The organism is Nocardioides sp. Z43_10 (genome assembly GCF_059766615.1).
Genome location: NZ_JCBAJY010000002.1, coordinates 162730 through 187097 on the forward strand (window position 1 = coordinate 162730; position 24368 = coordinate 187097).

General features: G+C 73.7%; 24 protein-coding genes. 5 read left to right on the forward strand and 19 right to left on the reverse strand.

The features are described from left to right. Window positions 1–26: 26 nt before the first annotated feature. The 3 genes from AC6EI4_RS04005 to tsaD form a co-directional block, all read right to left on the reverse strand. Window positions 27–641 (reverse strand): MBL fold metallo-hydrolase, encoded by a 615-nt coding sequence (locus tag AC6EI4_RS04005; RefSeq protein ID WP_498450655.1) that lies wholly within the window; start codon window positions 639–641, stop codon window positions 27–29. Next, entirely contained in the window at window positions 641–1741 is a 1101-nt protein-coding gene (locus AC6EI4_RS04010) for an S-(hydroxymethyl)mycothiol dehydrogenase (protein WP_498450656.1), read from the reverse strand. The genes AC6EI4_RS04005 and AC6EI4_RS04010 overlap by 1 nt, the downstream gene beginning before the upstream one ends. Before the next feature lie 577 nt (window positions 1742–2318). Beyond that, a complete protein-coding gene (tsaD, locus tag AC6EI4_RS04015; RefSeq protein ID WP_498424902.1) occupies window positions 2319–3371 on the reverse strand; it encodes a tRNA (adenosine(37)-N6)-threonylcarbamoyltransferase complex transferase subunit TsaD in 1053 nt (350 codons plus the stop codon). Window positions 3372–3513: 142 nt separating this feature from the next. On the opposite strand from tsaD, the gene AC6EI4_RS04020 reads away from it, so the two are divergent. Continuing rightward, window positions 3514–5130: an APC family permease gene (locus AC6EI4_RS04020; protein WP_498450657.1), complete on the forward strand. Its 1617-nt coding sequence runs from the start codon at window positions 3514–3516 to the stop codon at window positions 5128–5130. 52 nt (window positions 5131–5182) lie between these two features. On the opposite strand, the gene AC6EI4_RS04025 is transcribed toward AC6EI4_RS04020, so the two are convergent. Genes AC6EI4_RS04025 through AC6EI4_RS04060 form a run of 8 tightly spaced genes read right to left on the reverse strand, consistent with a single transcriptional unit; the run spans window position 5183 to window position 11423 of the window. Continuing rightward, a complete protein-coding gene (locus AC6EI4_RS04025) occupies window positions 5183–5587 on the reverse strand; it encodes a DUF8108 domain-containing protein (RefSeq protein WP_498450658.1) in 405 nt (134 codons plus the stop codon). Between the two features lie 9 nt (window positions 5588–5596). Beyond that, the gene (rimI, locus tag AC6EI4_RS04030) at window positions 5597–6037 is read right to left on the reverse strand and encodes a ribosomal protein S18-alanine N-acetyltransferase (protein WP_498450659.1); all 441 of its coding nucleotides are present in this window, start codon (window positions 6035–6037) and stop codon (window positions 5597–5599) included. Beyond that, on the reverse strand, window positions 6034–6672 hold the full coding sequence (gene tsaB / locus AC6EI4_RS04035; RefSeq protein WP_498424909.1) for a tRNA (adenosine(37)-N6)-threonylcarbamoyltransferase complex dimerization subunit type 1 TsaB: 639 nt from the start codon (window positions 6670–6672) through the stop codon (window positions 6034–6036). The genes rimI and tsaB overlap by 4 nt, the downstream gene beginning before the upstream one ends. A 10-nt stretch (window positions 6673–6682) precedes the next feature. After that, complete coding sequence (gene tsaE, locus AC6EI4_RS04040; protein ID WP_498450660.1) at window positions 6683–7210, reverse strand: tRNA (adenosine(37)-N6)-threonylcarbamoyltransferase complex ATPase subunit type 1 TsaE; 528 nt, start codon at window positions 7208–7210, stop codon at window positions 6683–6685. After that, window positions 7207–7686 (reverse strand): GNAT family N-acetyltransferase, encoded by a 480-nt coding sequence (locus tag AC6EI4_RS04045; RefSeq protein ID WP_498450661.1) that lies wholly within the window; start codon window positions 7684–7686, stop codon window positions 7207–7209. The genes tsaE and AC6EI4_RS04045 overlap by 4 nt, the downstream gene beginning before the upstream one ends. Further along, the gene (locus AC6EI4_RS04050) at window positions 7683–8768 is read right to left on the reverse strand and encodes an alpha/beta fold hydrolase (protein WP_498424913.1); all 1086 of its coding nucleotides are present in this window, start codon (window positions 8766–8768) and stop codon (window positions 7683–7685) included. The genes AC6EI4_RS04045 and AC6EI4_RS04050 overlap by 4 nt, the downstream gene beginning before the upstream one ends. After that, a complete protein-coding gene (alr, locus tag AC6EI4_RS04055; RefSeq protein WP_498424914.1) occupies window positions 8765–9916 on the reverse strand; it encodes an alanine racemase in 1152 nt (383 codons plus the stop codon). The genes AC6EI4_RS04050 and alr overlap by 4 nt, the downstream gene beginning before the upstream one ends. Window positions 9917–9929: 13 nt before the next feature. Further along, entirely contained in the window at window positions 9930–11423 is a 1494-nt protein-coding gene (locus AC6EI4_RS04060) for an NAD(P)H-hydrate dehydratase (RefSeq protein WP_498450662.1), read from the reverse strand. 209 nt (window positions 11424–11632) lie between these two features. Here AC6EI4_RS04060 and AC6EI4_RS04065 point away from each other — a divergent pair, with 209 nt between their 5' ends. After that, window positions 11633–12562 (forward strand): putative endonuclease domain-containing protein, encoded by a 930-nt coding sequence (locus AC6EI4_RS04065; RefSeq protein WP_498424918.1) that lies wholly within the window; start codon window positions 11633–11635, stop codon window positions 12560–12562. Between the two features lie 182 nt (window positions 12563–12744). Here the strand turns inward: AC6EI4_RS04065 and AC6EI4_RS04070 are convergent, their stop codons facing one another. Together AC6EI4_RS04070 and glmS are read right to left on the reverse strand one after the other, a co-directional pair. Beyond that, entirely contained in the window at window positions 12745–13098 is a 354-nt protein-coding gene (locus tag AC6EI4_RS04070) for a holo-ACP synthase (RefSeq protein WP_498424920.1), read from the reverse strand. 9 nt (window positions 13099–13107) lie between these two features. After that, window positions 13108–14952, reverse strand: coding sequence for a glutamine--fructose-6-phosphate transaminase (isomerizing) (gene glmS / locus AC6EI4_RS04075; RefSeq protein WP_498450663.1), 1845 nt, complete (start codon window positions 14950–14952; stop codon window positions 13108–13110). Between the two features lie 82 nt (window positions 14953–15034). On the opposite strand from glmS, the gene coaA reads away from it, so the two are divergent. After that, window positions 15035–16057 (forward strand): type I pantothenate kinase, encoded by a 1023-nt coding sequence (coaA, locus tag AC6EI4_RS04080; RefSeq protein WP_498424922.1) that lies wholly within the window; start codon window positions 15035–15037, stop codon window positions 16055–16057. Here coaA and AC6EI4_RS04085 read toward each other — a convergent pair. From AC6EI4_RS04085 to AC6EI4_RS04095, 3 genes are all read right to left on the reverse strand, one after another. Next, entirely contained in the window at window positions 16033–16764 is a 732-nt protein-coding gene (locus AC6EI4_RS04085) for a DUF8017 domain-containing protein (RefSeq protein WP_498450664.1), read from the reverse strand. The genes coaA and AC6EI4_RS04085 overlap by 25 nt on opposite strands. A gap of 76 nt (window positions 16765–16840) precedes the next feature. Then, complete coding sequence (locus AC6EI4_RS04090) at window positions 16841–18163, reverse strand: TerD family protein (RefSeq protein WP_498450665.1); 1323 nt, start codon at window positions 18161–18163, stop codon at window positions 16841–16843. A 40-nt stretch (window positions 18164–18203) separates the two neighbouring features. Beyond that, the gene (locus tag AC6EI4_RS04095) at window positions 18204–19271 is read right to left on the reverse strand and encodes a GNAT family N-acetyltransferase (protein ID WP_498424926.1); all 1068 of its coding nucleotides are present in this window, start codon (window positions 19269–19271) and stop codon (window positions 18204–18206) included. 79 nt (window positions 19272–19350) lie between these two features. Here AC6EI4_RS04095 and AC6EI4_RS04100 point away from each other — a divergent pair, with 79 nt between their 5' ends. Beyond that, window positions 19351–20355, forward strand: a complete 1005-nt coding sequence (locus AC6EI4_RS04100) for a YihY/virulence factor BrkB family protein (protein WP_498424928.1) — start codon at window positions 19351–19353, stop codon at window positions 20353–20355. An 11-nt stretch (window positions 20356–20366) separates the two neighbouring features. Here AC6EI4_RS04100 and glmM read toward each other — a convergent pair whose 3' ends face one another. Genes glmM through rplM form a run of 3 tightly spaced genes read right to left on the reverse strand, consistent with a single transcriptional unit; the run spans window position 20367 to window position 22722 of the window. Further along, a complete protein-coding gene (glmM, locus tag AC6EI4_RS04105) occupies window positions 20367–21713 on the reverse strand; it encodes a phosphoglucosamine mutase (protein WP_498424929.1) in 1347 nt (448 codons plus the stop codon). Window positions 21714–21732: 19 nt separating this feature from the next. Then, window positions 21733–22239: a 30S ribosomal protein S9 gene (gene rpsI / locus AC6EI4_RS04110; RefSeq protein WP_498424931.1), complete on the reverse strand. Its 507-nt coding sequence runs from the start codon at window positions 22237–22239 to the stop codon at window positions 21733–21735. 39 nt (window positions 22240–22278) lie between these two features. Further along, complete coding sequence (gene rplM, locus AC6EI4_RS04115; protein WP_498424932.1) at window positions 22279–22722, reverse strand: 50S ribosomal protein L13; 444 nt, start codon at window positions 22720–22722, stop codon at window positions 22279–22281. A gap of 230 nt (window positions 22723–22952) precedes the next feature. Between rplM and AC6EI4_RS04120 the strand changes: the two genes are divergently transcribed. After that, complete coding sequence (locus tag AC6EI4_RS04120; RefSeq protein WP_498450666.1) at window positions 22953–24245, forward strand: citrate synthase; 1293 nt, start codon at window positions 22953–22955, stop codon at window positions 24243–24245. Window positions 24246–24368 lie beyond the last annotated feature (123 nt).

A 24368-nucleotide genomic window follows, 5' to 3' on the forward strand; every position in this document is an offset into this window, starting at 1 on the left:
GGGCTCGCGTGCGGCGAGGGCCCGACTCAGCCCAGGAGCGCCTTCTCCGCGCCGATCGTGGTGTCGTCGCCGTGACCGGTGTGCACCACGGTCTCGTCGGGCAGCGCGTAGAGCTTGGCCCGGATCGAGGACTCCAGGGTGGAGCGGTCGGAGTGGCTGCGCCCGGTGGCGCCCGGGCCGCCCTGGAACAGCGTGTCGCCGGTGAAGACGCAGTCGAGCTCGGGGGCGTAGAGGCAGACCGCGCCGGGGGCGTGGCCCGGGGTGTGCAGCACCCGCAGCGTGGTGCCGGCCACCTCGAGGTCCTGGCCGTCGGCGATGTCGACGTCCCAGAGCTCGTCGGGGTGGGTCAGCTCCCACAGCACCCGGTCGTCGGGGTGCAGCAGGATCGGCGCCACCACCCGCTCGCGCAGCGCGGGCGCGACCCGGACGTGGTCGTCGTGGGCGTGGGTGCACACGATGGCGCGGACGCGTCGCTCCCCCACCACGGCGAGGATCGCCTCCACGTCGTGCGGGGCGTCGATCACCACGCACTCGTTGTCGTCGCCGACCACCCAGATGTTGTTGTCGACGTCGAAGGTCTCCCCGTCCAGGCTGAACGTGCCCGAGACCACCGCGTGGTCGACACGCAGCGAGCCGCTCATCAGAGGATCACCACCGAGCGCAGCACGTCGCCGCGGTGCATCCGCTCGAAGGCCGCCTCGACGGCGTCCAGGGCGATCTCCTCGGTGACGAACGTGTCCAGGTCGAGGCGGCCCTGCTGGTAGAGGTCCACCAGCATCGGGAAGTCGCGGCTGGGCAGGCAGTCGCCGTACCAGCTCGACTTCAGCGCCCCGCCGCGACCGAACACGTCGCCCAGCGGGATCTCGGGGGTCATCATCTCGGGCGTGGGCACGCCGACGAGGACGACGGTGCCGGCCAGGTCGCGCGCGTAGAACGCCTGCTTCCAGGTCTCGGGGCGACCGACCGCCTCGATCACCACGTCGGCGCCGTCCGCGCCCTCGTAGGTCTGCGCGGCGATCCGCTTGATCTCCTCGACCGGGTCGACCTGCGAGGAGTCCACGGTGTGGGTGGCGCCCATCTCCTTGGCCTTGGCGAGCTTCTTGGGGTCGATGTCGACGGCGATGATCGGGCTGGCGCCGGCGAGCGCCGAGCCGGCGATCGCCGCCACCCCCACGCCGCCGCAGCCGATCACCGCGACCGACTTGCCGCGGGTGACCGCGCCGGTGTTGATCGCGGCGCCGACGCCGGCCATCACGCCGCAGCCGAGCAGTCCGACCGCCGCGGGACGGGCGGCCGGGTCGACCTTGGTGCACTGTCCGGCGGCGACCAGCGTCTTCTCCGCGAACGCGCCGATGCCCAGCGCCGGGGACAGCTCGGTGCCGTCCTCGAGCGTCATCTTCTGGGTGGCGTTGTGGGTGTTGAAGCAGTACTGCAGCTCACCGCGCTTGCAGGCGCGGCACTCACCGCACACCGCGCGCCAGTTGAGGACCACGAAGTCACCCGGTGCCACCCCGGTGACACCCTCGCCGACCGCCTCCACGATGCCCGCGGCCTCGTGGCCGAGCAGGAAGGGGAACTCGTCGTTGATGCCGCCCTCGCGGTAGTGCAGGTCGGTGTGGCACACGCCGCACGCCTGGACCTGCACCAGCGCCTCGCCCGGGCCCGGGTCCGGCACCAGGATCGTCTCGAGGCTGACCGGCTGTCCCTTGGCGCGCGCGACGACGCCCTTGACCTTGTGCATGCTGTCTCCTTCGGAAGTCGTGTGCCCCCACGCTAGTGAGCGGACACAATGCGCCCCGGTGCTGCCCGGGCGCGTCGCGCCCGGCGAGCGGATGCTAGGAGACGTCGACCTGCTGGCCGATCCGCCGCGAAGGTGTGGAAGGGGCCTCGGTGCGCACCGTCGCTCGCGCTCATCGACGGCCCGGCCGTCCCTGCCACCACGCGTCCCGGTTCGACCACCCCCGCACGCCTCGCGGCTGTCCTGGAGCACCACCTCGACCAGCTGGGCCGCGCTGCGGCCCGGCGCGGGGACGGCTGACGCAGGCGGCGGGAGCGGTGGACGCGGGGGCCCTCGGCGCAACGGCTGATGCCGCGCCGGCCGGCCCGACGGGCGTCCAGCGCACGGCGTACGGGCTGGAGGTCGCCGATTGGGCAGAGACGGCGGGCCTCGGCCGGGGATCGTCGCCGTTTGGTCCCCAACGGCGTACTCCGCCTCCGGAACCCGCAGAGACGTCGCCGATTGGGCAGAAACGGCATGCCGATCCGGGAAATGACCGCCGTTGGGGACCAAACGGCAGCCCCGAGCCTGCGAGGAAGGGCTACGCCACCACGGTGGTGATCGGCTGCGAGGAGTCCGCGGGCAGGTCGAGGGCCGAGGGGGCGCGGCCGCGGGTGACCAGCTCGGCGCCCAGGGCGGCGACCATGGCGCCGTTGTCGGTGCACAGGCCGGGGCGCGGCACCCGGACCCGGATTCCCTTCGCGGCGGCGCGCTCCTCGGCCATCGCGCGCAGCCGGGAGTTCGCGGCGACGCCGCCACCGATCAGGATGTCCTCGATGCCCTCGCTGGTGGCGGCGTCCAGGGCCTTGCGGACCAGTACGTCGCACACGGCCTCCTGGAAGGAGGCGGCGACGTCGGCGACCGGGACCGGCTCACCGGAGCGCTCGCGCGCCTCGACCCAGCGGGCGACGGCGGTCTTGAGGCCGGAGAACGAGAAGTCGAAGCGGTGCCGCTCCAGGTCGCGCCGCGCGGTGAGGCCGCGGGGGAAGTCGACGAAGACGCTGTCGCCGTCGCGGGCGACCCGGTCGATGTGCGGTCCGCCGGGGAACGGCAGGCCCAGCAGGCGGGCGACCTTGTCGAACGCCTCGCCGGCCGCGTCGTCGATGGTGGCGCCCATCGGCTCGACGCCGACGGTGACGTCCTCGACGCGCAGCAGGCTGGAGTGGCCCCCGGAGACCAGCATCGCCAGGCAGGGCTCGGGCAGCGCACCGTGCTCGAGCTGGTCGACCGCGACGTGCGCGGCCAGGTGGTTGACGCCGTAGATCGGCTTGCCCAGGCCCAGCGCCAGCGCCTTCGCCGCGGCGACGCCGACCAGCAGGGCGCCGGCGAGCCCGGGGCCGCTGGTCACGGCGATCGCGTCCACGTCGCGCAGCCGGACGCCGGCGGTCTCGCAGGCCCGCTCGATGGTCGGCACCATCGCCTCGAGGTGCGCCCGGCTGGCCACCTCGGGTACGACGCCACCGAAGCGGGCGTGCTCCTCGACGCTGCTCGCCACCGCGTCGGCCAACAGCGTGTGGCCGCGGACGATGCCGACGCCGGTCTCGTCGCAGGAGGTCTCGATGCCGAGGACGAGCGGCTGGTCGATGGCGGGCATGTCCCCATTGTGCCGAGTGCTCGCACCGCCCCGGCGAGGGGGCGTGACGCGCCTCGGTAGCGGCGCGTCACCGCGGCGGGCGAAGTGGTCGACCACGGCGGATGCATGGCGTACACCGCGGGCTCGGCCTATCGTCATCATGATGGCTGAGATGCATACGGCCAACCGCTCGGTTGGCACTCTCGGGTTGACCTTCGTCGCAGTCGGCGGCGTGGTCGGCTCCGGAGTGTTGTTCGCCCCGCTGTTCGCGGCGCAGCAGGCCGGCCCGGCCGCCATCCTCGCGTGGCCGATCGCCGGGCTGATGCTCGTCACGGTCGCCCTGGTGTTCGCGGAGATCTCCGCCATGCTGCCGGTCGTCGGCGGGCTGGGGCTGCTGCCCACCTTCAGCCACGGGCAGGGGGTCGGCATCGCGATCGGGTGGGTGGCCTGGGTCGGCTACGTGACGGCCGCACCGATCGAGACCCAGGCCATGCTCGAGTACGCCAGCAACGAGCGGGCCTTCGACTGGCTCTTCGTCGCCGAGGCGTCCTCGAGCGGGCAGAGCGCGCTGAGCCTGCCGGGGATCGCGGCCGCCGCCGTCGTCCTGGTCGCCTTCACCGCGCTCAACGCGTTCGGGGTGGCGCTGTTCACCCGGGTCAACAACGTGCTGACCTGGGTGAAGCTGATCATCCCGGTGGCGATCGCCGTCGCGCTGCTCACCCAGTTCTCCACCGCCCCGATCCGCGAGACGGGGTTCGCTCCCGATGGGATGAGCGGGGTGCTCAACGCCATCACCACCGGCGGGGTCGCCTTCGCCTTCCTGGGCTTCCGGCACGCGCTCGACCTCGCCGGCGAGGCGAAGCGCCCGCAGCGGACCATCCCCGTCGCGCTCGTCGGCGGCATCCTCATCTGCACGGCGCTCTTCACCGTCCTCCAGCTCGGCTTCATCGGGGCGGTGGACCCGGCTGACCTCGACCTCGGCTGGGCCGGTCTCGACCGGGGCGGGGCGAACGGACCGCTGGCCGCCCTGCTCACCGGCCTGGGGATGGCCATGCTGGCCAAGCTGGTGGTGGCCGACGCCGTGCTCGGGCCGTTCGGCGCGGGGCTGGTCTCCACGGCCTCCACCGGACGGCTCGCGGTGGCGGTGGCCCAGAACGGCCTGTTCCCGCGCGCCGTGACCGTCTTCTCGCGCCACGGGGTCCCGTTGCGGGCGATGGTGTTGAACCTGGCGGTGGGGATGGTGCTGCTGCTCGCCTTCCGCGACGGCTGGTCGGAGCTGCTCTCCTTCAACTCCGGCGCCATCGTGCTGTCGATGTGCCTGGGCCCGGTCACCGTCGTCGCGCTGCGCCGCCAGGTCCCCGACCGGGCCAGGCCGTTCCGGCTGCCGGGGCTGCCGGTGCTCGCGCGGGTCGCCTTCATCGTGGTCAGCCTGATCATCTACTGGACCGGGTGGGAGACGATGATCAAGCTGACCATCCCGATCGCCGTGGGCGTCGCGGTGCTGGTGTGGCGCGTCGTCCGGGACCCGGAGCTGGGCCGCTCGCTGGCGCTGGGCTCGTTGGTCTGGCTCGGCCCCTACTACGTCGGACTGCTGGTGCTGACCCTCGTCGGCCGCTTCGGTGGCGGGCTCGAGCTGCTGCCGTTCGGCGTCGACATGGTGCTGGTCGCCGCCTTCGCGCTGGTGCTCTTCGAGTGGGGCGTGCGCGCGGCGCTGCCCGCGGCCGAGGCCGCCGCGGCGGTCGCCGGGGTTCCGGAGGTCCGGACGACCGAGGACGGCTGAGCCGCCCCCTCCTGGGCTCGGGCGGGATCGTGTCCGCCCCCGCCGGTTGCCCTCAGGCGGCGACCGAGGTCCAGACGTTGCCCCACAGGTCGACCCGCAGCCTCCGGCGATCCTCGGAGCGGGTGAGCACGCTGACGATCCAGACGATGCCCCACACGCCGGTGAGCAGCGTCAGGACGGCATGCAACACGTGCGCCACCGACCGGCGGGTGGCCACGATCGCCGACTCCTCATCCTGGCGCAGCACCACCGCCCCCTTGAGCACCAGGTCGTCGATCGCCTTGCCCAGCACCACCGCGCGCTGCGCGGGTGTGAGCTGGGGGTCCTCACCGAACGGGGTCGGCGACTCCAGCCGCTCGGGGCGCAGCGCGTACGCCGCGTGGGCCCAGCGTCGGCCGGTCCACGCCTGCCATCGGCCGCGATGCCAGCGCAGCTCCCCCGTCCGCCTCTTCCCCACGCGCGCAGGCTACGCGCAGCCCAGCGTCCGTGACAGCACCAGGGCGTCCGACCCGTCGCGGTAGTAGCGCCGGCGCCGGTCGAGCTCGCTGAACCCGTGCGCGGCGTAGAACGCCCGGGCACCCTCGTTGGCCTCGCTCACCTCGAGCAGCATCCGCTGGGCGCCCAGCTGGCGGGCCGCGTCCAGCCCCGCCTCCAGCAGCGAGCCCGCGAGCCCGCCGCGCTGCAGGTCGGGGCGCACCCCGATCCGCTGCAGGTCGGCGACGTCCCCGAGCACCATCACCACCACGTACCCGACCACGGCGCCGTCGCGCTCCTCGACGAAGGCGCGCCGCGTCGTCGCGCCGAGCTCGTCGCGGACCTCCTCGAGGCTCCACGCCTGCACGCCGAACAGCTCGGTCTCGAGCGCGGCGACCGCGCAGGCGTCGGCGGGTACGGCGAGCCGGATCACGAGACCGGCTTGCGCGCGGCCATCTCCACGGCGTCCGGGCGGCGCAGGTAGAGCGGCTCGGGGTCGCGCAGCTCGACGAGCTCCTCGGCGACGGCGCGGGCCAGCCAGCCCGCCGAGGGGCGCACCGGTGCGACCGGGCGACCGAACGCCTCGGGGTAGAGCACGGCGCCCTCCCCCACGCACGGCAGGTCGGTGGCGGCATCGGCGGGACGCAGCACCTGCGGCTCGTCGAGGCGGGCGCCCTGCGCGTCGTAGGAGGCCAGGTAGACCTCCTTGCGCCGGGCGTCGGTGGCCACCACGAACGGCCCGTCCACGGTGCCGGTCGCGACCGCCTCGACGGCGAGCACGTCCAGGGAGCACACGCCGTACACGGGGACCTCCAGGACCAGGGCCAGCGTGCGGGCGGTGACCAGCCCCACCCGCAGTCCGGTGAACGGGCCCGGACCGACGCCGACGGCGAGCGCGGTGAGGTCCTGGCGGACCAGCCCGGCGTCGGCGAGGACCGCCTCGATCAGCGGCGCCAACTGCTCGCCGTGCTTCATCGGGCGCTCGGAGGAGCGCTCGGCGACCACGTCCTGGCCGTCGTGGACGGCGACGGTGACGAGCGGGGTGGCGGTGTCGAAGGCGAGCAGCACGGGCACGAGGTTACTGACTGTGCCGCTCGGTCCCGACGCCAGCGGGCCAGGCGACGTCGTCCCAGCGCCGTCCCACCGGGTGCAGCTCCACCCGGCGCGGGTCCGGCGCGTCCGCGTCGAGCGGGTCCGCGCCGGCACCGGTGGCCCGGTGGATGCGGATCTCGAGCCGGTCCGCGGCCAGCACCTCCGCAAGCCCCTCACCCCACTCGACGACGGTGACGGCCTCGTCCAGGGAGGTGTCGAGGTCGAGGTCGTCGAGCTCGGCCACGCCGCCCAGCCGGTAGGCGTCGACATGGACCAGGTCCGGCCCGGCGCCCAGCGAGGGGTGGACCCGGGCGATCACGAACGTCGGGGAGGTGACCTGGCCGCGCACCCCGAGGCCCTCGCCGAGACCCTGGGTGAACGTGGTCTTGCCGGCCCCCAGCCCCCCGCTGAGCACCAGCACGTCCCCGGCGCGAAGCAGCCGGCCGAGCTGCGTCCCGAGGCCCCGCATCGTCTCCGCGTCGGGCACGTCGTACGACGTGTCGGGCCCGCTCACCGGGTCACCTCGCCCAGCACCCGCTCCAGCTCGACGTACGGCGGGCGGCGGGTGCGCTCCACGAAGCCGTGCGCCGCCCAGAAGCCGACCGTGCGCGGCAGCTCCTCGCGGGCCAGCACGGCCAGGGAGCGCGCCCCGTCCCCGGCGGCCACGACCGCGGCGGACTCGACCAGCGCGGTCGCCACGCCCCGGTGCTGGCTGGCCGGGAGCACCCCGAAGCGGCGCAGGAACACCACGTCGGCGACCCGGTCGAAGATCAGCGACCCGGCGACCTGGCCGCCGACCTCGGCCAGCATCCCGCCGTGCGCGGCCAGCGCCCGCGCCAGCGACTCGTGGGTCTCCGCCAGCGCGTCGGCGGGCGGGTCGAGCGGGGCGCGGGCGCCGAACGCGGCGCGCACCACCTGCAGCACGGCGTCGGTCTCCTCGGCGCCGACCTGCCGCACGCTCACCGCGAGCCCCGCGTCGGTGGCGGTCACCGCGAGGCGACCTTCGCGGCCTCGGCGAAGAGCTGGTCGAGCGCGGCGTTGACCTGCTCGTGACGCTCCAGGATCACCATGTGCCCGGCCCCCTCGCACTCGACCAGCACGGAGCTGTCGATGCGCGAGTGCAGCTTGCGGCTGTGCCCGATCGAGGTCATCTTGTCGCGGGTCCCGCAGATGATCGTGGTGGGCACCACCGACAGGGCGTGCACGGTCTCGAACTTGTCGAGGCTGCCGAAGTTGGGGAAGAACTCCGCGAGCACCTCGAACGGGGTGGCGGCGAGCATCTCGTCGACGAAGCGGACGTAGCTGTCGGGGACGTCGTCGCCGAACGCGAACGCGTCGGTGGTCAGCGTCGCGATCCGCTTCGCCAGTCCCCGCGCCCAGTCGACGGTGCGGTGCCCGTGCGCCAGGAACGCCACCGCGCGGGTGGTCAGCTGGGTGCCGAGCGTGCGCGGCAGCATCGGCAGCAGCACCCGGTGCGGGTCCAGTCCGCCGGCGGTGGTGGAGATCAGCGCCACCCCGACGATCTTGTCGCCGAACAGCTCGGGGCGCTCCTCGGCGAGCGCGGAGATCGTCATCCCGCCCATCGAGTGCCCGACCAGCACCACCGGGCCGGGCGCCACCTCGTCGATGACGCGGGCCAGGTCCCTGCCGAGCTGCTCGATGGTCGCGTGGGCCTCGGTGGAGCGTCCCGAGCGGCCGTGGGAGCGCTGGTCGTAGAAGACGGTGCGGACCAGCCCGCGGTACCCGGCGCGCTGGAAGTGCCAGCAGTCCAGGTTCAGCGCGTAGCCGTGCGCGAAGACGACCGTGAGCGGTGGGCCGGGGTCGTCGGTGCGGCGCAGGGTGAGCCGGTCGTCGTCGGTGGGGGCGTATTCGTCGACCTCGACGTGCAGCGGCACCCCGTCGTCGGCCACCACGGTGAGCGGATCCGAGCGCAGCGTGCCGAACGGGGTCTCCTCGCCCGCGCCGCGCCGGGCCACGACCCGCCGGTGCCGGGCCACCCCGTAGGCGGTCCCGGCCAACGCGACCCCGGCGGCCCCCGCTGCGATGCCGAAGACTCTGCCCTTGACCGTCATCGCCCCGCCTCCTCCCCGCCCTCGACGTAGCGCCTGCTCAGGCGGCCGCCGATGCGGGTGACGATCTCGTAGTTGATGGTGTCGCACGCCTCGGCCCAGTCCTGCGCGGTGGGTTCCCCCCGCGCCCCGGTCCCAAACAGCACGACCGGGTCCCCGACGGCGGGCAGGTCGCCGTCGAGCTCGACCACGAACTGGTCCATGCAGATCCGGCCGCGCACCGGTCGGCGCCGGCCGGCGGCGTACACCTCGGCGCGGGAGCCGGCGTGGCGCGGGATGCCGTCGCCGTACCCGGCCGGGACCAGACCCAGGGTGGTCGGGCGTTCGGCGTGCCAGGTGTGGCCGTAGGAGACCCCGGCCCCCTCGGCCACCGACTTGACCAGCACCAGCCGGCCCTGCACGGTCATCGCCGGGACCAGACCCAGGTCGGGGGTGATGCCGGGCGCGGGGTCGAGCCCGTAGCTAGCGATGCCGCAGCGGACCATGTCGAAGCGGGCCGAGGGCCGCAGGATGGCCGCGGCCGAGTTGGCCAGGTGGCGCACCTCGGGGTTCAGGCCGGCCTGCTGCGCGATCTCGAGGGCGGCGCGGAAGACCTCCTCCTGGGCGTCGTTGGCCGGGTGGTCCGGCTCGTCGCTGGCGACGAAGTGCGACCAGATGCCGGTGACGCGCAGCGCGCCGGCCTCCTCGCAGCCGCGGGCGGCGCGCACCAGGGCGGGCCAGTCCTCGAACGTCGAGCCGCCCCGGGACAGGCCGGTGTCGATCTTGAGCTGGACGCGCGCCGGCCTGCCGGCGGCCTGGGCGGCGCCGACGATCTCGTCGAGCTCGGCCGGCGTGTAGGCGGTCACGTCGACGTCGTGGGCGACCGCCGCGGCGTAGTCCTCCCCCGGTGCGCCCAGCCAGCACAACACCGGCCCGGTGTCCCCGCCGGCGCGCAGCGCGAGCGCCTCATCGAGCGTCGCCACCCCCAGCCAGTCGGCGCCGGCCGCGCGCGCGGCCCGGGCACTGGGCAGCAGGCCGTGCCCGTAGCCGTCGGCCTTCACCACCGTCATCATCAGCGCGGGCGCGACCAGCTCACGCAGGCGGCGCACGTTGTGGCGGATCGCGGCGAGGTCCACGACGATCTCCGCGCGAGCAGGCGGACGAGGGCTCATGGCCTTCATTCTCTCAGGTGCGGTCGGTCGTCGAGCACGGCGGCAGGCCGCGCACCGCCGCCGGGATCGCCCGGGCCACGTCGAGCGCCACGATCGGGGCCGGGGTGCCGCCCCCGCCGGTCGAGGCCAGGGTGGCGGCCGCGCCGTGCAGCCAGGAGCCCACCGAGGCCGCGTCGTACGGCGTGAGGCCGGCGGCCAGCAGCGCGCCGGTGAGGCCGGCCAGCACGTCGCCGGCGCCGGCGGTGGCCAGCCACGGCAGGCCGGTGGTGGTCACCCGGACCCGGCCGTCGGGGGCGGCCACCACCGTGCGCCGCCCCTTGAGCACGACCACGGCGCCGAACCGCTCGGCCGCGGCCCGGGCGTGGCGCAGGGGGGCGGCCTCGATCTCGGCGCGTGCGAGCCCGGTCATCCGGGCCAGCTCGCCGGCGTGCGGGGTCAGGATCGCCGGCACCGGCAACGGGTCGCGCACGTGCTGCAGCGCGTCGGCGTCCACCACCACCGGCACCCCGTCGGCGAGCGCCTCGGCCAGGTGCGCGGCGGCCGCCTCATCGCCCCCGGAGCCGAGCGTCCATGCCTGGACCCGCCCGGCGCCGACCACCTCGGGGTGGGCGTCGCGGATCCGCTCGGCGACGGCGTCGTCGCCGACGAAGCGGACCATGCCGGCCAGCCCGCTCGCGGCGCCGGCGACGCAGAGCAGCGCCGCACCCGGGTAGCGCGCGGAGCCGGCCCGGACCCCCACCACCCCGCGGGTGTACTTGTGCGCGTCGGGGGCCGGGCGCGGCAGCAGCCGGGTGACGTCGCCCGGCTGCAGCGACTCGACGTCGGCCGGCGGCAGGTCCAGGCCGAGGTCGACGAGCTGGACCGACCCGCACGCCGCGGCCGCGGGGTCGACGAGGTGGGCGACCTTGTGGGTGCCGAAGGTGACGGTCAGGTCGGCGCGCACATGCGCCCCGTCCACCTGCCCGGTGTCCACGTCCACCCCGGAGGGGACGTCGACGGCGACCACGCGCGCCCCGTCGTACGCCGCCAGGGCGGCGGCCGCCTCGGCCCGCAACGGGGGGCGCCCCCCGATCCCGACGATCCCGTCCACCACCACGTCCACTCGCCGGCGCTCGGCGTGCGCCCCCACCGTGCCGGCCCCCGCCTCGGGCCCCGCATCGGGTCGTGTGCCCGAGGGCGCGCCGGGCCGCGTCGGGGGGCCCACGACCCGGCCGCCGGCGGCCCTCAGCGCCGCCAGCCCGCCCGCGTGCACCCCCTCGGAGAGCAGCACCGCCTCCACCGCGCAGCCGCGGCGGGCCAGCATCGCGCCGGCGAACAGCGCGTCGCCACCGTTGTCGCCGCTGCCGACCAGCAGGGCCACCCGGCGCCCGTACGCCCTGCCCAGCAGGTCGAGCACGGCGTGGGCCAGGCCGGCCGCCGCCCGCTGCATGAGCGCGCCCTCGGGCAGCGTCGCCATCAGCCGGGCCTCCGCCGCCCGCACCTGCTCGACCGTGTGCGCCGTCCTCATGGCCTCAACCTAGCCCCCGCTGCGGCGCCCCCCGGGTGGGTCGTGTGCTCGAGGACGCGCCCGAGCGCGGGCTCAGGCACACGACCGGGGCACGGCGGGAGGGACTCGGCCGGGGTGCGGCCGGGGTGCGGCCGGGGTGGTCGCTGGTGGGTGGTGCGGGGCTGTGGAGGACGCCTGCGTACGGCGTCGGAGTGGGCCACCCTGGTCCGGTGACCGATCCGCTCGCCGAGCTCGTCGAGCAGCAGGCCGGGCTGGTGGCTCGGCGGCAGCTGAACGCCCTCGGCCTCGACTCCGACCGGGTCCGCAACCAGGTGGCGGCGGGCCGCTGGTGCATGCGCTCACCGCGAGTGGTCGCCACGACGACCGGACCGCTGACCCCCGAGCAGCGGCGCTGGCTCGCCGTCCTGCACGCCGGGCCGCGGGCCATGCTGGGCGGACTCAGCGCGGCCGAGCTGCATGGCCTGGCCGGCTGGGCGCGCGAGGAGGTCACGGTCCTGGTCGACGACGAGCTCGCCTTCGAGCCCGTGGCGGGGGTCCGGTTCTTCCGTACCCGCCGCCCCTTCCCCGTGCTTCTCCACCCCGGTCCGGGCATCCCCCGGGCCCGCCTCGAGCCGGCCGTTCTGCTCTTCGCCGCCTACCAAGCGGCGCCCCGCACCGCCCACGGCTGCCTGGCCGCGACCGTCCAGCAGAGGCTGACCAGCGCCGACCGGCTGGTCGAGTGGGTGGATCAGCTGCACCCGCTGCGCCGGGCGAAGTCCTTCCGTACGGTGCTGGGCGAGGTCGGCTCCGGGGCCCACTCGGCGGCCGAGCTCGACGTACGCCGCATGTGCCGGCGCCGGGGCCTGGCCCTGCCGAGCAGCCAGCGCTCGCGCACCGACCGGGTCGGCCGGCGCCGCTGGACCGACTGCGAGTGGCGGCTGCCGGGCGGGCTGACGCTGATCTTGGAGGTCGACGGAGCCTTCCACCTCGACGTCGCCCAGTACGCCGACGACGTGCGCCGCCAGCGGGCCCTGACCACGCCCACGCGACTCGTCGTACGGTGCACCGCCGAGGAGCTCCGCCACGACGACGCGACCATCGCCGACGACCTCGCGGCGCTCGGCGTGCCCCGCCTCTCCCCTGGGTCGTGTGCCTCCTGACGCACCCCAGCGCGTGCCCAGCCACACGACCCCGCCCTCGCGCCGCGGAGCAACGGCAGATCCCGGGTCGTGTGCCTGAGGGCGCGCCCCAGCGCGTGCCCAGGCACACGACCCGACGCCAGCCGACGACCCGACGCCAGCCGACACGACCCGACAACGGCCGACGCCGCCCCCCGGGCCCCTCAGGACTCCAGGACCACCACGGCCGAGGCGATGCCGGCGTCGTGCGACAGCGACAGGTGCACGTGGTTGACCCCGAGCCGCGCGGCGCGGGCCGCCACGGTCCCCCGGAGCACGAACTGCGGGTTGCCGGTGGACTCCGAGACCACCTCGGCGTCGTGCCAGGCCATCCCGACCGGGGCGCCGAGCGCCTTGGCCAGCGCCTCCTTGGCCGCGAACCGCGCCGCCAGGCTGGCCACGGGCCGGCCCACCTCGTCGCCGGTGAACAGCCGGGCGCGCAGCCCGGGCGTGCGCGTGAGCGACTCCTCGAACCTGCCGATGTCGGCCACGTCGATGCCGACACCGATGACTGCCACGCGCCGGTCCTACTCGACCGTGACGGACTTGGCGAGGTTGCGCGGCTGGTCGACGTCGTGCCCCATCACCGTGGCCAGCTCGCAGGCGAACAGCTGCAGCGGCACGACCGCCACCAGCGGCTGCAGCAGCACCGGCACCCGGGGCAGCCGGATCAGCACGTCGGCGTAGGGCTCGATCGTGGTGTCGCCCTCCTCGGCCAGGCAGATGGTGCGGGCGCCGCGCGCCCGGACCTCCTGGATGCCGCTGAGCATCTTGCCGTGCAGCTGGTCGCGTCCCCGCGGCGGTACGACGCACAGCACCGGCATCCCCGGCTCGATCAGCGCGATCGGCCCGTGCTTGAGCTCGCCGGCCGCGAACCCCTCGGCGTGCAGGTAGGCCAGCTCCTTGAGCTTGAGCGCGCCCTCCAGCGCCACCGGGTAGCCGGCGTGGCGCCCCAGGAACAGCACCGAGCGGCTGGTCACGTGCTCGGCGGCCAGCGCGTAGACGGCCTCCGCCTCGTCGAGCACACGCTGGATGTGCCCGGGCATCGTCTCGAGCTGGTCGAGCACCTCGGTGATCTCGTCGCCGTAGCGGGTGCCCTTGACCTGGGCGAGGTAGAGCGCCAGCAGGTAGCAGGCGACCAGCTGGGTGAGGAACCCCTTGGTCGAGGCGACGCCGATCTCGGGGCCGGCGTGGGTGTAGATCACCGCGTCCGACTCGCGCGGGATCGTCGAGCCGTTGGTGTTGCAGATCGCGAGCACCTTGGAGCGCTGCACCCGGGCGTGCCGGATCGCCTGCAGGGTGTCGGCGGTCTCCCCGGACTGGCTGATCGCCACCACCAGCGTCGAGTGGTCGAGGATCGGGTCGCGGTAGCGGAACTCCGAGGCCAGCTCGACCTCGACCGGGATCCGCGTCCAGTGCTCGATGGCGTACTTCGCGACCATCCCGGCATAGAACGAGGTGCCGCAGGCGATGATGATGATCTTGTCGATCTCGCGCAGCTCGTCGTCGTCGAGACGCACCTCGTCGAGGTGCAGCAGCCCGTCCGGCGTACGGCGGCCGAGCAGCGAGTCCGCGACCGCCCGCGGCTGCTCGAAGATCTCCTTGCGCATGAACCAGTCGTGGCCGTCCTTCTCGGCCGCCGACAGGTCCCAGTCCACGTGGTAGGGGCGCCCCTCGGCGACCGCGCCGTCGAAGGTGGTCACGCTCACCTCGTCGGCGGTGATCGTCACGACCTGGTCCTGGCCCAGCTCGAGGGCCTCGCGGGTGTGCTCGATGAACGCCGAGACGTCGGAGCCGAGGAAGTTCTCGCCCTCGCCCAGGCCGACCACCAGCGGCGAGTTGCGCCGGGCGGCGACCACCCGCCCGGTGTCGCGGGCGTCCACGGCCACCAGGGTGAAGGCCCCCTCGAGCTGACGGCAGGTCTGCTGCATCGCGGTGGTCAGGTCGCAGCCGGCGTCGAGCTGCAGCTCGAGCAGGTGCGCGGCGACCTCGGTGTCGGTCTCCGAGGTCAGCACGTGCCCGCGGCCCTCGAGCTCGGTGCGCAGCTCGGCGAAGTTCTCGATGATCCCGTTGTGCACCAGCGCCACCCGGCCGGCGGCGCCCAGGTGCGGGTGGGCGTTGACGTCGGTGGGGGCCCCGTGGGTCGCCCAGCGGGTGTGCCCGATGCCGACCTGCGCCTGCGGGAGCGGGGAGTCGGCGAGCGCCTTCTCGAGGTTGGCGAGCTTGCCGGCCTGCTTCTCGGCGCGGATCGCCCCGCCGTGCAACAGCGCGATGCCCGCCGAGTCGTAGCCGCGGTACTCCAGACGCCGCAGGCCCTCGACGACAACGCCCTGCGCCTGCTGATGACCGATGTAGCCCACGATTCCGCACATGGGCCAACAGTTTAGGGGCGCGGGGCGTCCACCGGGGCGCCGCCTCGCGCTCTCGGGGCGCTCTCCTGCAACAATGCCGGACATGTCTGCCACCGGGTCGGTTCGCGGCCCCGCTCCGGACCCTGCTCCCGGACGCACCCCCGAGCAGCACCCGGACCACGCCCGCGAGACCTCGCCGTACGTGGAGCTGGACCGGGCCGCCTGGGCCGCCCTGGGTCAGTCCCAGTCCGAGGACCCGCTCACCCACGAGGAGATCCACCAGCTGCGCGGCCTGGGCGAGTCCCTCGACCTCGACGAGGTCCGCCAGGTCTACCTGCCGCTGTCGCGGCTGCTGAGCACCTACGTCGAGGCCGCCGGGCAGCTGCACCGCAAGCAGCAGGAGTTCCTCCAGCGCGCCCAGCCCCCGCGCACGCCGTTCGTGATCGGGCTGGCCGGCTCGGTGGCCGTCGGCAAGTCCACCACCGCCCGGGTGCTGCAGCAGATGCTGGCGCACTGGCCCGAGCACCCCAACGTGGCGCTGGTGACCACCGACGGCTTCCTGCTGCCCAACGCCGAGCTCGACCGGCGCGGGCTGCTCCAGCGCAAGGGCTTCCCGGAGTCCTACGACCGGCGGGCGCTGCTGAAGTTCGTCGTCGACATCAAGTCCGGCCGCGAGGAGGTGGAGGCGCCCACCTACGACCACCTCATCTACGACGTCGTCCCCGGCCAGAAGGTGGTGATCCGGCGCCCCGACATCGTCATCATCGAAGGGCTCAACGTCCTGCAGCCGGCCCGCGTGCGCGACGACGGACGCACCAGCCTGGCGGTCAGCGACTTCTTCGACTTCAGCGTCTACGTCGATGCCGGCACCAGTGACATCCGTCGGTGGTACGTCGAGCGCTTCCTGCGGCTGCGCGAGACGGCCTTCCGGGACCCGGGCTCCTACTTCGCGCGCTACGCCTCGCTCACCACCGAGGAGGCGACCGCCGAGGCGGAGCGGATCTGGGACACCATCAACGGCCCCAACCTGAGCGACAACGTGCTGCCCACCCGCTCGCGGGCCACCCTGGTGCTGCGCAAGGATCGCGACCACTCGGTGCGCTACGTGCGGCTGCGCAAGCTCTGAGCCAGCACCCGGGTCCGGGTCAGGAACGCCGCCGACCCGGCCGCGGTGAGCGCCTCGGGGACGCCGGCGTCGCGCACCAGCACCACGGCGACGACCTCGCCGTCGACCGCGAGGGTGAGCGCGTCCACCGCCACCCGTGGGGGCAGGCACGCCCCCGTGCCGCGCAGCGTCAGCGAGCGGGTGGTCAGCCAGCCTGCCCGGTCCGCGATCCGCACCGGTGAGGCCCGCGCCGGCGGCGCGGCCCGGGCCGCCCGGTCATCCAGGGCGGCGGCCATGGCGCGCGCCCAGCCGAGGGAGATCCGCTGGCCCGCCCGGCGCGGCGACGCCGCCCGGACCCGCGGCACCACACCGGCGAAGGCGCGGCTGCTCCAGCGGGGGTCCTCGGCGCACCAGCCCCGCCGGAAGTAGACCGGTCCGGCGACCACCGTGCGGCGTCCGCCCGGGCGCCGGTACCCGGCCAGCGCCTCCGGCCGGCCGGCGCTCCAGGCGCTGTCGGGGAGCTCGAGCAGCAGGCGCAACCCGGGCGGGTGCGAGACGTCGCGGACGACCTGGCGCAGCGTCGCAGCGCCCGGGTCGACGGCGTCGTCGCGGTCCGGCGGCGCGGCGTACCGGGTCAGCGCCGCCGCGAGCGTGCCGGCCACGGTCATCGCGGCCAGCACGCCCAGGACGGCGGTAGCCCGCTCCAGCCTGCTGCGCGTATCCCCCACGGCAGCCACGCTAGACGGGCCGGGCGCCACCCGCAGCGCTCCTCCACAGGCCCCCGGCGGAGGCTCCGCCCAGGTATCAGCCCAGGTACTTGACCAGCTGCGGCAGGGCCTCGCTGGGCACCTTGGCGTGCAGCCCCTCGCCGATGGCCTGCATCTTCCACTGCCCGCCGTCGCGGTACAGGCGCGCCATCGCCAGCCCGGTGAACGGCATCCCGCCGGTGAGCGAGTAGCGCGCCAGCTCGCCGTCGGTCTGGTCCACCAGGCGGCAGTAGGCGTTCTGCACCTGCTCGAAGGTCTGCCCCGTGTAGCTGGTGACGAGCAGGACGATGTTGTCCACCTGGGCGGGCACCCGCGGCAGGTCGACGACGATGACCTCGTCGTCGCCGGCACCCTCACCGGTGCGGTTGTCGCCCTGGTGGTGCACCGAGCCGTCCTTGCTGCGCAGGCTGTTGTAGAAGGCGATGTCGACGGCCTGGCCGCGCGAGAACAGCACCGCCGAGGCGTCGAGGTCGATGTCGACCTCCTTGCTCTTGAGGAAGCCGCCCTTCTTGATCGGGTCCCAGCCCAGCCCCATCCGGATCATGCTCAGCGCCTGGCCGCCGTCCTTGGTGAGCTGCACCTTCTGCCCCTTGGACAGCGACACCGGCCGGCCCTTGGTCAGGCTGACCTCGCCGGAGGAGGAGGCCGAGCCCGGCTGCGCGCCCGCGAAGCCCGGCTGGGGTGCGGCGAACCCCGGCTGGGGTGCCGCGGGCGGCTGCGCGCCGGGCGTCGGGTACGACGGCGGGGCGTAGGCCGGCGGCGCCGACGGCGACGGCGGGGCGTAGGACGGCGCGGCCGGCGTCGGCGCGGGAGCCGGGGCAGGCGTCGGCACCGGAGCCGGCGGGGCCGGCGCAGCGGGGGCGTCGTCGACGGACACGCCGTGGTCGGCGATCAGGTCGCCCAGCCCGCCGTCGTACCCGCGGCCGACGGCACGGACCTTCCACGCGCCGCCGCGTCGGTACAGCTCGAGCGCGACCACGATCGTCTCCCGGTCCAGGCCGGTCATCGCGAACTCGGCGACCGGCCCCTGCGGCCCACTCAGCCGGGCGACCGGCTGGCCCACCTGGCCGAACACCCGGCCCTGGTCGTCGAGCGAGGTGACCAGCCGGACGGCGTGCACGTCGGAGGGCACCTGGGTCAGGTCGACGCGCACCTGCCACGGCTGGCCCGCGGCAGGCGGGACGCAGGTCACGCCCGGGCCCTTCGGCTGGTTGTAGAAGACGAAGTCGGCGTCGGAGCGGACCTTGCCCGCCTCCGTGACCAGCAGCGCGGAGAGGTCCGCGGCCGCGGCCACGTCGACGGTGACGGTCAGGTCGGTCTGGTCGAGCGGGGCGTTGCCGCCCTTGGTCAGCTGGATCACGGTGCAGCGGTCTCCTCGGTGGGGTGTCGACCCCCCGAACCTAGCGGAGGCGCTTGTGGAACTCCCCGAGCCGCTCGACCGCGCGGAAGCCGAGCGCCTCGTTGACCGCGACCATGTGGCTGTTGACCTCCGCGTTCCAGGTGACCACGTGGGTGAGGTCGGGGCGTTCGCGGTGCAGGAGGCGCAGGTTGGCGACCTTCACCGCCAGCCCGAGCCGGTGCCCCCGGTGGTCGCGGTGCACCAGCGTGCCCCACTGGTAGCCGCGGGCCGTCTCGGCGAGCGGCTGGCCGCGCTCCGCGGCCTCTCGCCGCGGCAGGCAGACCAGGTCGGTGTAGGCGACCACGGCGCCGCTGGGGTCCAGTGCCGCGGTGTTGAGCTTCGTGCGTCCCTGCCGCGCGATCAGCGCCTCCTGCTCGCGCATCGCCGCCACCTCGGCGGCCTCCGGCTCCACGTCGCGCTCACCGACCGGGGCCTCGGTGAGCAGGGTGGCGCTCAGCTCCACCCAGCCCTGCGCCAGCGCCTCGGGGACCGGCCCGACCCAGGAGCGCAGCGTGTACGACGCGTGATGCGGCGCCGCCTGGCCGCTCAGCCGGTCCAGCAGCGCCTGGTCGACGGGCAGGTCCAGGCGCCGCTGCACGTCGCCGAGGGCGAGGGCGAAGCCGTGCCGGGCCGCGAAGTCGGCGCCGGGCGTGCCCGCACCGTCGGCGGGCGCCGCATAGGGCCAGGCGGCCTCCGCGTCGAGCACGGTGCGCCCGCGCTCCCGGGCGACCCGCTCCAGGTGCGCCAGCATCGCGGAGCCGTGACCGCGGCGCCGCCGCGCCGGCGCGGTGTGCACCTCGATCCGGGCGTGCTCGAGGTTGTCGAGCAGCGGCAGCTCCAGGGTTCCGGCGACGACCGGCTCGGTGCCGCACCGGCCGAGGTACAGGCCCAGCCAGCGGCGACGCCCCCGGCTCTCCAGGGCCGCGCGCAGCTCCTCGCGGCTCCACGGCGAGGCGGTGTGCTCGCGTCGGTGCCGCGCCGCCTCGGCGTAGGTCCGGTGCCAGGCGTCCAGCTGCTCGCCGAACCCAGGCTCGGACGGGTCCACCCACACGATGTTCAGACTCTTCACGGGGCGCAGCCTACGGTGGCGATCGGGGTGCGCCGCTGCGTCCCTACGCTGTCCCCATGACGACTGCGCGGCTGTGCCCATGACGACTGCGCGCACCGTCCCGGTCACCACCGAGATGGACGGTGACGAACTCGACGCCGAGGACGCCTGGCACCTGGTGCGCCGCCACGGCCTGCGCCGCCTGGTGCTCGACTCGCTGGTGCGCTTCCGCTACGGCGACGGCTTCACCAACAGCCGCGCCCTGGCGCTGCAGGCCTGCCTGGCCCTGGTGCCGTTCCTGCTCGCGCTGACCGGGCTCGCCGCCGACCTCGACGAGGAGCGGCCGGCGCGGGTGATCGCGCGCACGATCGAGGCGGTCTCGCCCGGCTCCGGGGAACAGGACGCGCTGACGAGCGCCGTCACCGGCGCGGACAGCAGCGAGGAGGCCGGCGAGGTCGCGCTGGTCCTCGGCCTCGGCTTCGCCCTGGTCTCGATGACCACGGCGATGGCGCAGGTGGAGCGCGGCACGAACCGGATCTACGGGATCCGCCGCGACCGGGCCGCCCCGGCGAAGTACGGGCGGGCGGCGGTGCTCACCGCCCTGCTCGCGCTACCGGTGGGGGTGGGCTTCCTGCTGCTGGTGGCCGGGGGCGCCTTCGCCGACGCGATGGCCGCCGACTACGGCTGGTCGGCGGCCACGCAACGATGGTGGAACGTGCTGCGCTGGCCGGCGGGCATCGCGTTGGTGGTACTCGCGGTGTCCGTCCTGTTCGACCATGCGCCGCGCCGGCGCCAGCCGTCGCTGTCGTGGCTGGCCCTGGGAGCGGTCGTCTCCGTCGCGCTGACCCTGCTGGCCACCGCCGCGCTGGCGGCCTACGTGCACCTGAGCGGGTCCTTCGGCTCGGTCTACGGACCGTTGGCCGGAGTGTTCGCGCTGCTGATGTGGGCGCTGCTGACCTCGGTGGCGCTGTTCTTCGGCGCCGCGGTGTGCGCCCAGCTGGAGGCCTACCGCGCCGGCCGGCACGCCCCGGCGTACGACGACCCCGGCCGGCCGCACCATCAGCGCAGCAGTCAGAGCGCGAGCGGTCAGGGGGCGAGCGGCTAGAGCGCGAGCGGCTAGAGCGCGAGGCGGTCGTGCACGACCGCGGCCAGACGGTCGGCGACGGCCTGGGCGTGCTCGGCGCTGGCCGCCTCGACCATCACCCGCACCAGCGGCTCGGTGCCCGAGGGGCGCAGCAGCACGCGACCCTCGCCGGCCAGCGCCTCGTTCTCCGCGGCGACGGCGGCGAGCACCTCGGGATCGGAGTCGGCCGCGTCCTTGTCCACGCCGGAGACGTTGACCAGCACCTGCGGGAGCCGGGTCATCACGGCGGCGAGCTTCTGCACGCTCTCGCCGGTCTCCGCCATCCGCTCGAGCACGTGCAGGGCGGTGAGGATGCCGTCGCCGGTGGTGGCGTAGTCGGTCATGATCACGTGGCCCGACTGCTCGCCGCCCAGCGAGAAGCCGTGGGCGTTCAGCTCCTCGAGCACGTAGCGGTCGCCGACCTTGGTCTGGCGCACCTCGATGCCCTCCGCGCGCAGCGCCTGCACGAAGCCGAGGTTGCTCATCACGGTGCCCACGACGGTGTCGCCGACGAGGCGTCCCGCGTCACGCATGCCGAGGGCCAGGATGGCGAGGATCTGGTCGCCGTCCACGACGGTGCCCTCGTGATCGACGGCCAGGCACCGGTCGGCGTCGCCGTCGAGGGCGAAGCCGATGTCGGCGCCGTCCTTGACGACCGCAGCCTGCAGGTTCGCCAGGTGGGTGGAGCCGCAGCCGTCGTTGATGTTCAGCCCGTCGGGCTGGGCGTGGATGGCGGTGACGTCGGCGCCGGCGTCGCGCAGGGCCTGGGGGCCGACCTCGGAGGCCGCCCCCTCGGCGCAGTCGAGCACGACGCGCAGCCCGGCCAGCGGCTTGCGGGTGGTGCGCACCAGGTGCGCGGAGTACTGCGCCACGGCGTCGGGGTAGGGCGTCACCCGACCGACGCCGCCGCCGGTGGGACGCTCCCAAGGCTCACGCATCCGCTGCTCGATCGCCGCCTCGGCGGCATCGTCGAGCTTGACCCCGCCCCGGGCCAGGAACTTGATGCCGTTGTCGGGCATCGGGTTGTGCGAGGCGGACAGCATCACGCCGAGGTCCGCGCCGAGCGCGTCGGTGAGGTGGGCGACGCCTGGAGTCGGCAGCACGCCGAGCAGCAGCACGTCGACCCCGGCCGAGGCGAGTCCGGCCACCACGGCCGCCTCCAGGAACTGCCCGGAGATCCGGGTGTCGCGACCGACCACCGCGACGGGGCGGTGGCCGGCGAAGTCCCCGCGGTCGGCCAGGACGTGGGCCGCAGCAACGGAAAGGTCCAGGGCCAGCTCCGCGGTCAATCGACCGTTGGCCAGGCCCCGGACCCCGTCCGTGCCGAAGAGGCGCGTCATCGAAACCTGACGCTGCCGGTCAGCGCTTGCTGAACTGCGGCGCCTTGCGCGCCTTCTTGAGACCGGCCTTCTTGCGCTCGATGACGCGGGCGTCACGCGTGAGCAGCCCGGCCTTCTTGAGCGAGGGGCGGTTGGTCTCGACGTCGATGGCGTTGAGGCAGCGAGCCACCCCGAGGCGCAGCGCGCCGGCCTGGCCGGTGATGCCGCCGCCGTGGATGCGGGCGATCACGTCGAAGCGACCCTCGAGCTGCAGGTTCGCGAACGGCTCGTTGATCACCTGCTGGTGCAGCTTGTTGGGGAAGTAGGAGTCGAGGGTGCGACCGTTGACCGTCCACTGACCCGTGCCGGGCACGAGGCGGACCCGGGCCACGGCCTCCTTGCGGCGACCGGTGGCCGCTGCGGGGGCGATGGTGGCCGGGCGCGCGGGAGCGTCCGCGGACGGAGCGCTCTCCGAGCTGTAGGCGACGCCCTGCTCGTTCGCCTCGTAGGTCTCTTCGACCTCGGTGTTCTCGGTGGTCTCAGCCACGGTGTTCCTCACTCGATCCTTGCGTTCGGGACAAAACGATTACTGGGAGATCTGCGTGATCTCGAAGGGCTTGGCCTGCTGGGCCGTGTGCGGGTGCTCCGGACCGGAGTACACCTTCAGCTTCTTGAGCATCTGGCGACCCAGGCGGTTCTTCGGGAGCATGCCCCACACGGCGTTCTCGAGCGCCTTGCGGGCGTCCTTCTCGAGCAGCTCGCCGATCGGCGTGGCCGAGAGGCCGCCGGGGTAGCCGGAGTGGCGGTACGCCATCTTGGTGGTCTTCTTGTCGCCGGACAGGGCAACCTTCTCCGCGTTCACGATGATGACGAAGTCACCGGTGTCAACGTGCGGGGCGAACATCGCCTTGTGCTTGCCGCGCAGCAGGTTGGCGGTCTGGACAGCGAGGCGGCCCAGCACCACGTCGGTGGCGTCGATGACGTGCCACTCACGCTGGATGTCAGCGGGCTTCGGGCTGTACGTACGCACGGTGAAACCTTCTTCAGTCGGTCGTGATCGGGTCGGGGGGATCCCCGTCGTCGGTCTGCTCTGTCGGCTGTTCCCTCGGGCCTCGAGGACCACGGGGGCTTAATTCAAGCCGCGACCCATGAGAATACGCGGGCCGGTGAACACAGGTCAAAACGGACCCGGGGTTGGGCCCCGGAACCTCGTCAGTCTAGGTTAGGGGCGACCAAAATTCACAGTACCGAGGAGCCGACGTGACCGACGAGTCGCTCACCGTGCGGGACAACCGCACCGGTCAGGAGTACGACGTCCCGATCGTCGACGGCACCATCAAGGCCGCCGACCTGGGCAAGATCAAGACGCAGGACGACACCCCGGGTCTGGCTGTCTACGACCCCGGCTTCGTCAACACTGCGTCGTGTCGGAGTGCGATCACGTACATCGACGGCGAGAAGGGGATCCTGGAGTACCGCGGGTACCCGATCGAGCAGTTGGCTGAGAAGTCCAACTTCCTCGAGGTCGCATACCTCCTCATCCATGGCGCACTCCCCTCCAAGGAGGAGTACGACAACTGGGTGCACGAGATCACGTACCACACGTTCGTCCACGAGAACGTGAAGAGCTTCATGCAGGGGTTCCGCTACGACGCGCACCCGATGGGCATGCTGATGGCCTCGGTCGGCGCACTGTCGACCTTCTACCCGGACGCGCGCGACATCAACAACCCCGAGAACCGGCACATGCAGATGGTCCGGATGATCGCCAAGATGCCGACCCTGGGGGCCTGGGCCTTCCGGCACGCGCAGGGCAAGCCCTACGTGTACCCGGACAACGACCTCGGCTACACCGCGAACTTCCTCTCGATGCTCTTCAAGATGAGCGAGCAGAAGTTCGAGGCGGACCCCCGCCTGGTCAAGGCTCTCGACGTGCTCTTCATCCTGCACGCCGACCACGAGCAGAACTGCTCGACCAACGCCGTGCGCTCGGTGGGCTCGTCGCAGGTCGACCCCTACTCCGCGGTCGCCGCCGGCGTCGGCGCCCTCTTCGGCCCGCTGCACGGCGGCGCCAACGAGGCCGTCCTGCGGATGCTGCGCCGCATCGGCTCCAAGTCGAACATCCCCGCCTTCATCGAGGGCGTGAAGAACGGCAACGAGCGCCTGATGGGCTTCGGTCACCGGGTCTACAAGAGCCACGACCCGCGCGCCCGGATCATCAAGAAGGCCTGCGACGACGTGTTCGAGGTGACCGGGGTCAACCCGCTCCTCGAGATCGCCCAGGAGCTCGAGAAGATCGCGCTGGAGGACGAGTACTTCGTCAAGCGGAAGCTCTACCCCAACGTGGACTTCTACTCCGGCCTGATCTACGAGGCCTTCCAGTTCCCGCCGGAGATGTTCACGGTGCTGTTCGCGATCGGCCGCACCCCCGGCTGGCTGGCCCAGTGGCTCGAGCTGGTCCAGGACAAGGAGCAGAAGATCGCGCGTCCCAAGCAGATCTACACCGGCGACCGGACCCTGGACTTCGTCCCGGCCTCCGAGCGTTGGGCGTGACTCGCCGCCCTGCGGCTTTCACGAGTTAACTCGTGAAACCCCCGCTTCCCACACGAAGGAACACGTGGGAAGCGGGGGTTTTGCGTGGGGAGTACGGCGCGGCCGGGCGCCGCGCCGTACGAC

Coding starts and splice junctions, on each gene's coding strand:
- AC6EI4_RS04010 (WP_498450656.1), bottom strand. CDS start 1,741: ATGCACAAGGTCAAGGGCGTCGTCGCGCGCGCCAAGGGACAGCCGGTC.
- AC6EI4_RS04005 (WP_498450655.1), bottom strand. CDS start 641: ATGAGCGGCTCGCTGCGTGTCGACCACGCGGTGGTCTCGGGCACGTTC.
- AC6EI4_RS04100 (WP_498424928.1), top strand. CDS start 19,351: ATGACGACTGCGCGCACCGTCCCGGTCACCACCGAGATGGACGGTGAC.
- alr (WP_498424914.1), bottom strand. CDS start 9,916: ATGAGCCCTCGTCCGCCTGCTCGCGCGGAGATCGTCGTGGACCTCGCC.
- glmS (WP_498450663.1), bottom strand. CDS start 14,952: ATGTGCGGAATCGTGGGCTACATCGGTCATCAGCAGGCGCAGGGCGTT.
- AC6EI4_RS04020 (WP_498450657.1), top strand. CDS start 3,514: ATGGCTGAGATGCATACGGCCAACCGCTCGGTTGGCACTCTCGGGTTG.
- glmM (WP_498424929.1), bottom strand. CDS start 21,713: ATGACGCGCCTCTTCGGCACGGACGGGGTCCGGGGCCTGGCCAACGGT.
- AC6EI4_RS04050 (WP_498424913.1), bottom strand. CDS start 8,768: ATGACGGTCAAGGGCAGAGTCTTCGGCATCGCAGCGGGGGCCGCCGGG.
- AC6EI4_RS04060 (WP_498450662.1), bottom strand. CDS start 11,423: ATGAGGACGGCGCACACGGTCGAGCAGGTGCGGGCGGCGGAGGCCCGG.
- coaA (WP_498424922.1), top strand. CDS start 15,035: ATGTCTGCCACCGGGTCGGTTCGCGGCCCCGCTCCGGACCCTGCTCCC.
- tsaD (WP_498424902.1), bottom strand. CDS start 3,371: ATGCCCGCCATCGACCAGCCGCTCGTCCTCGGCATCGAGACCTCCTGC.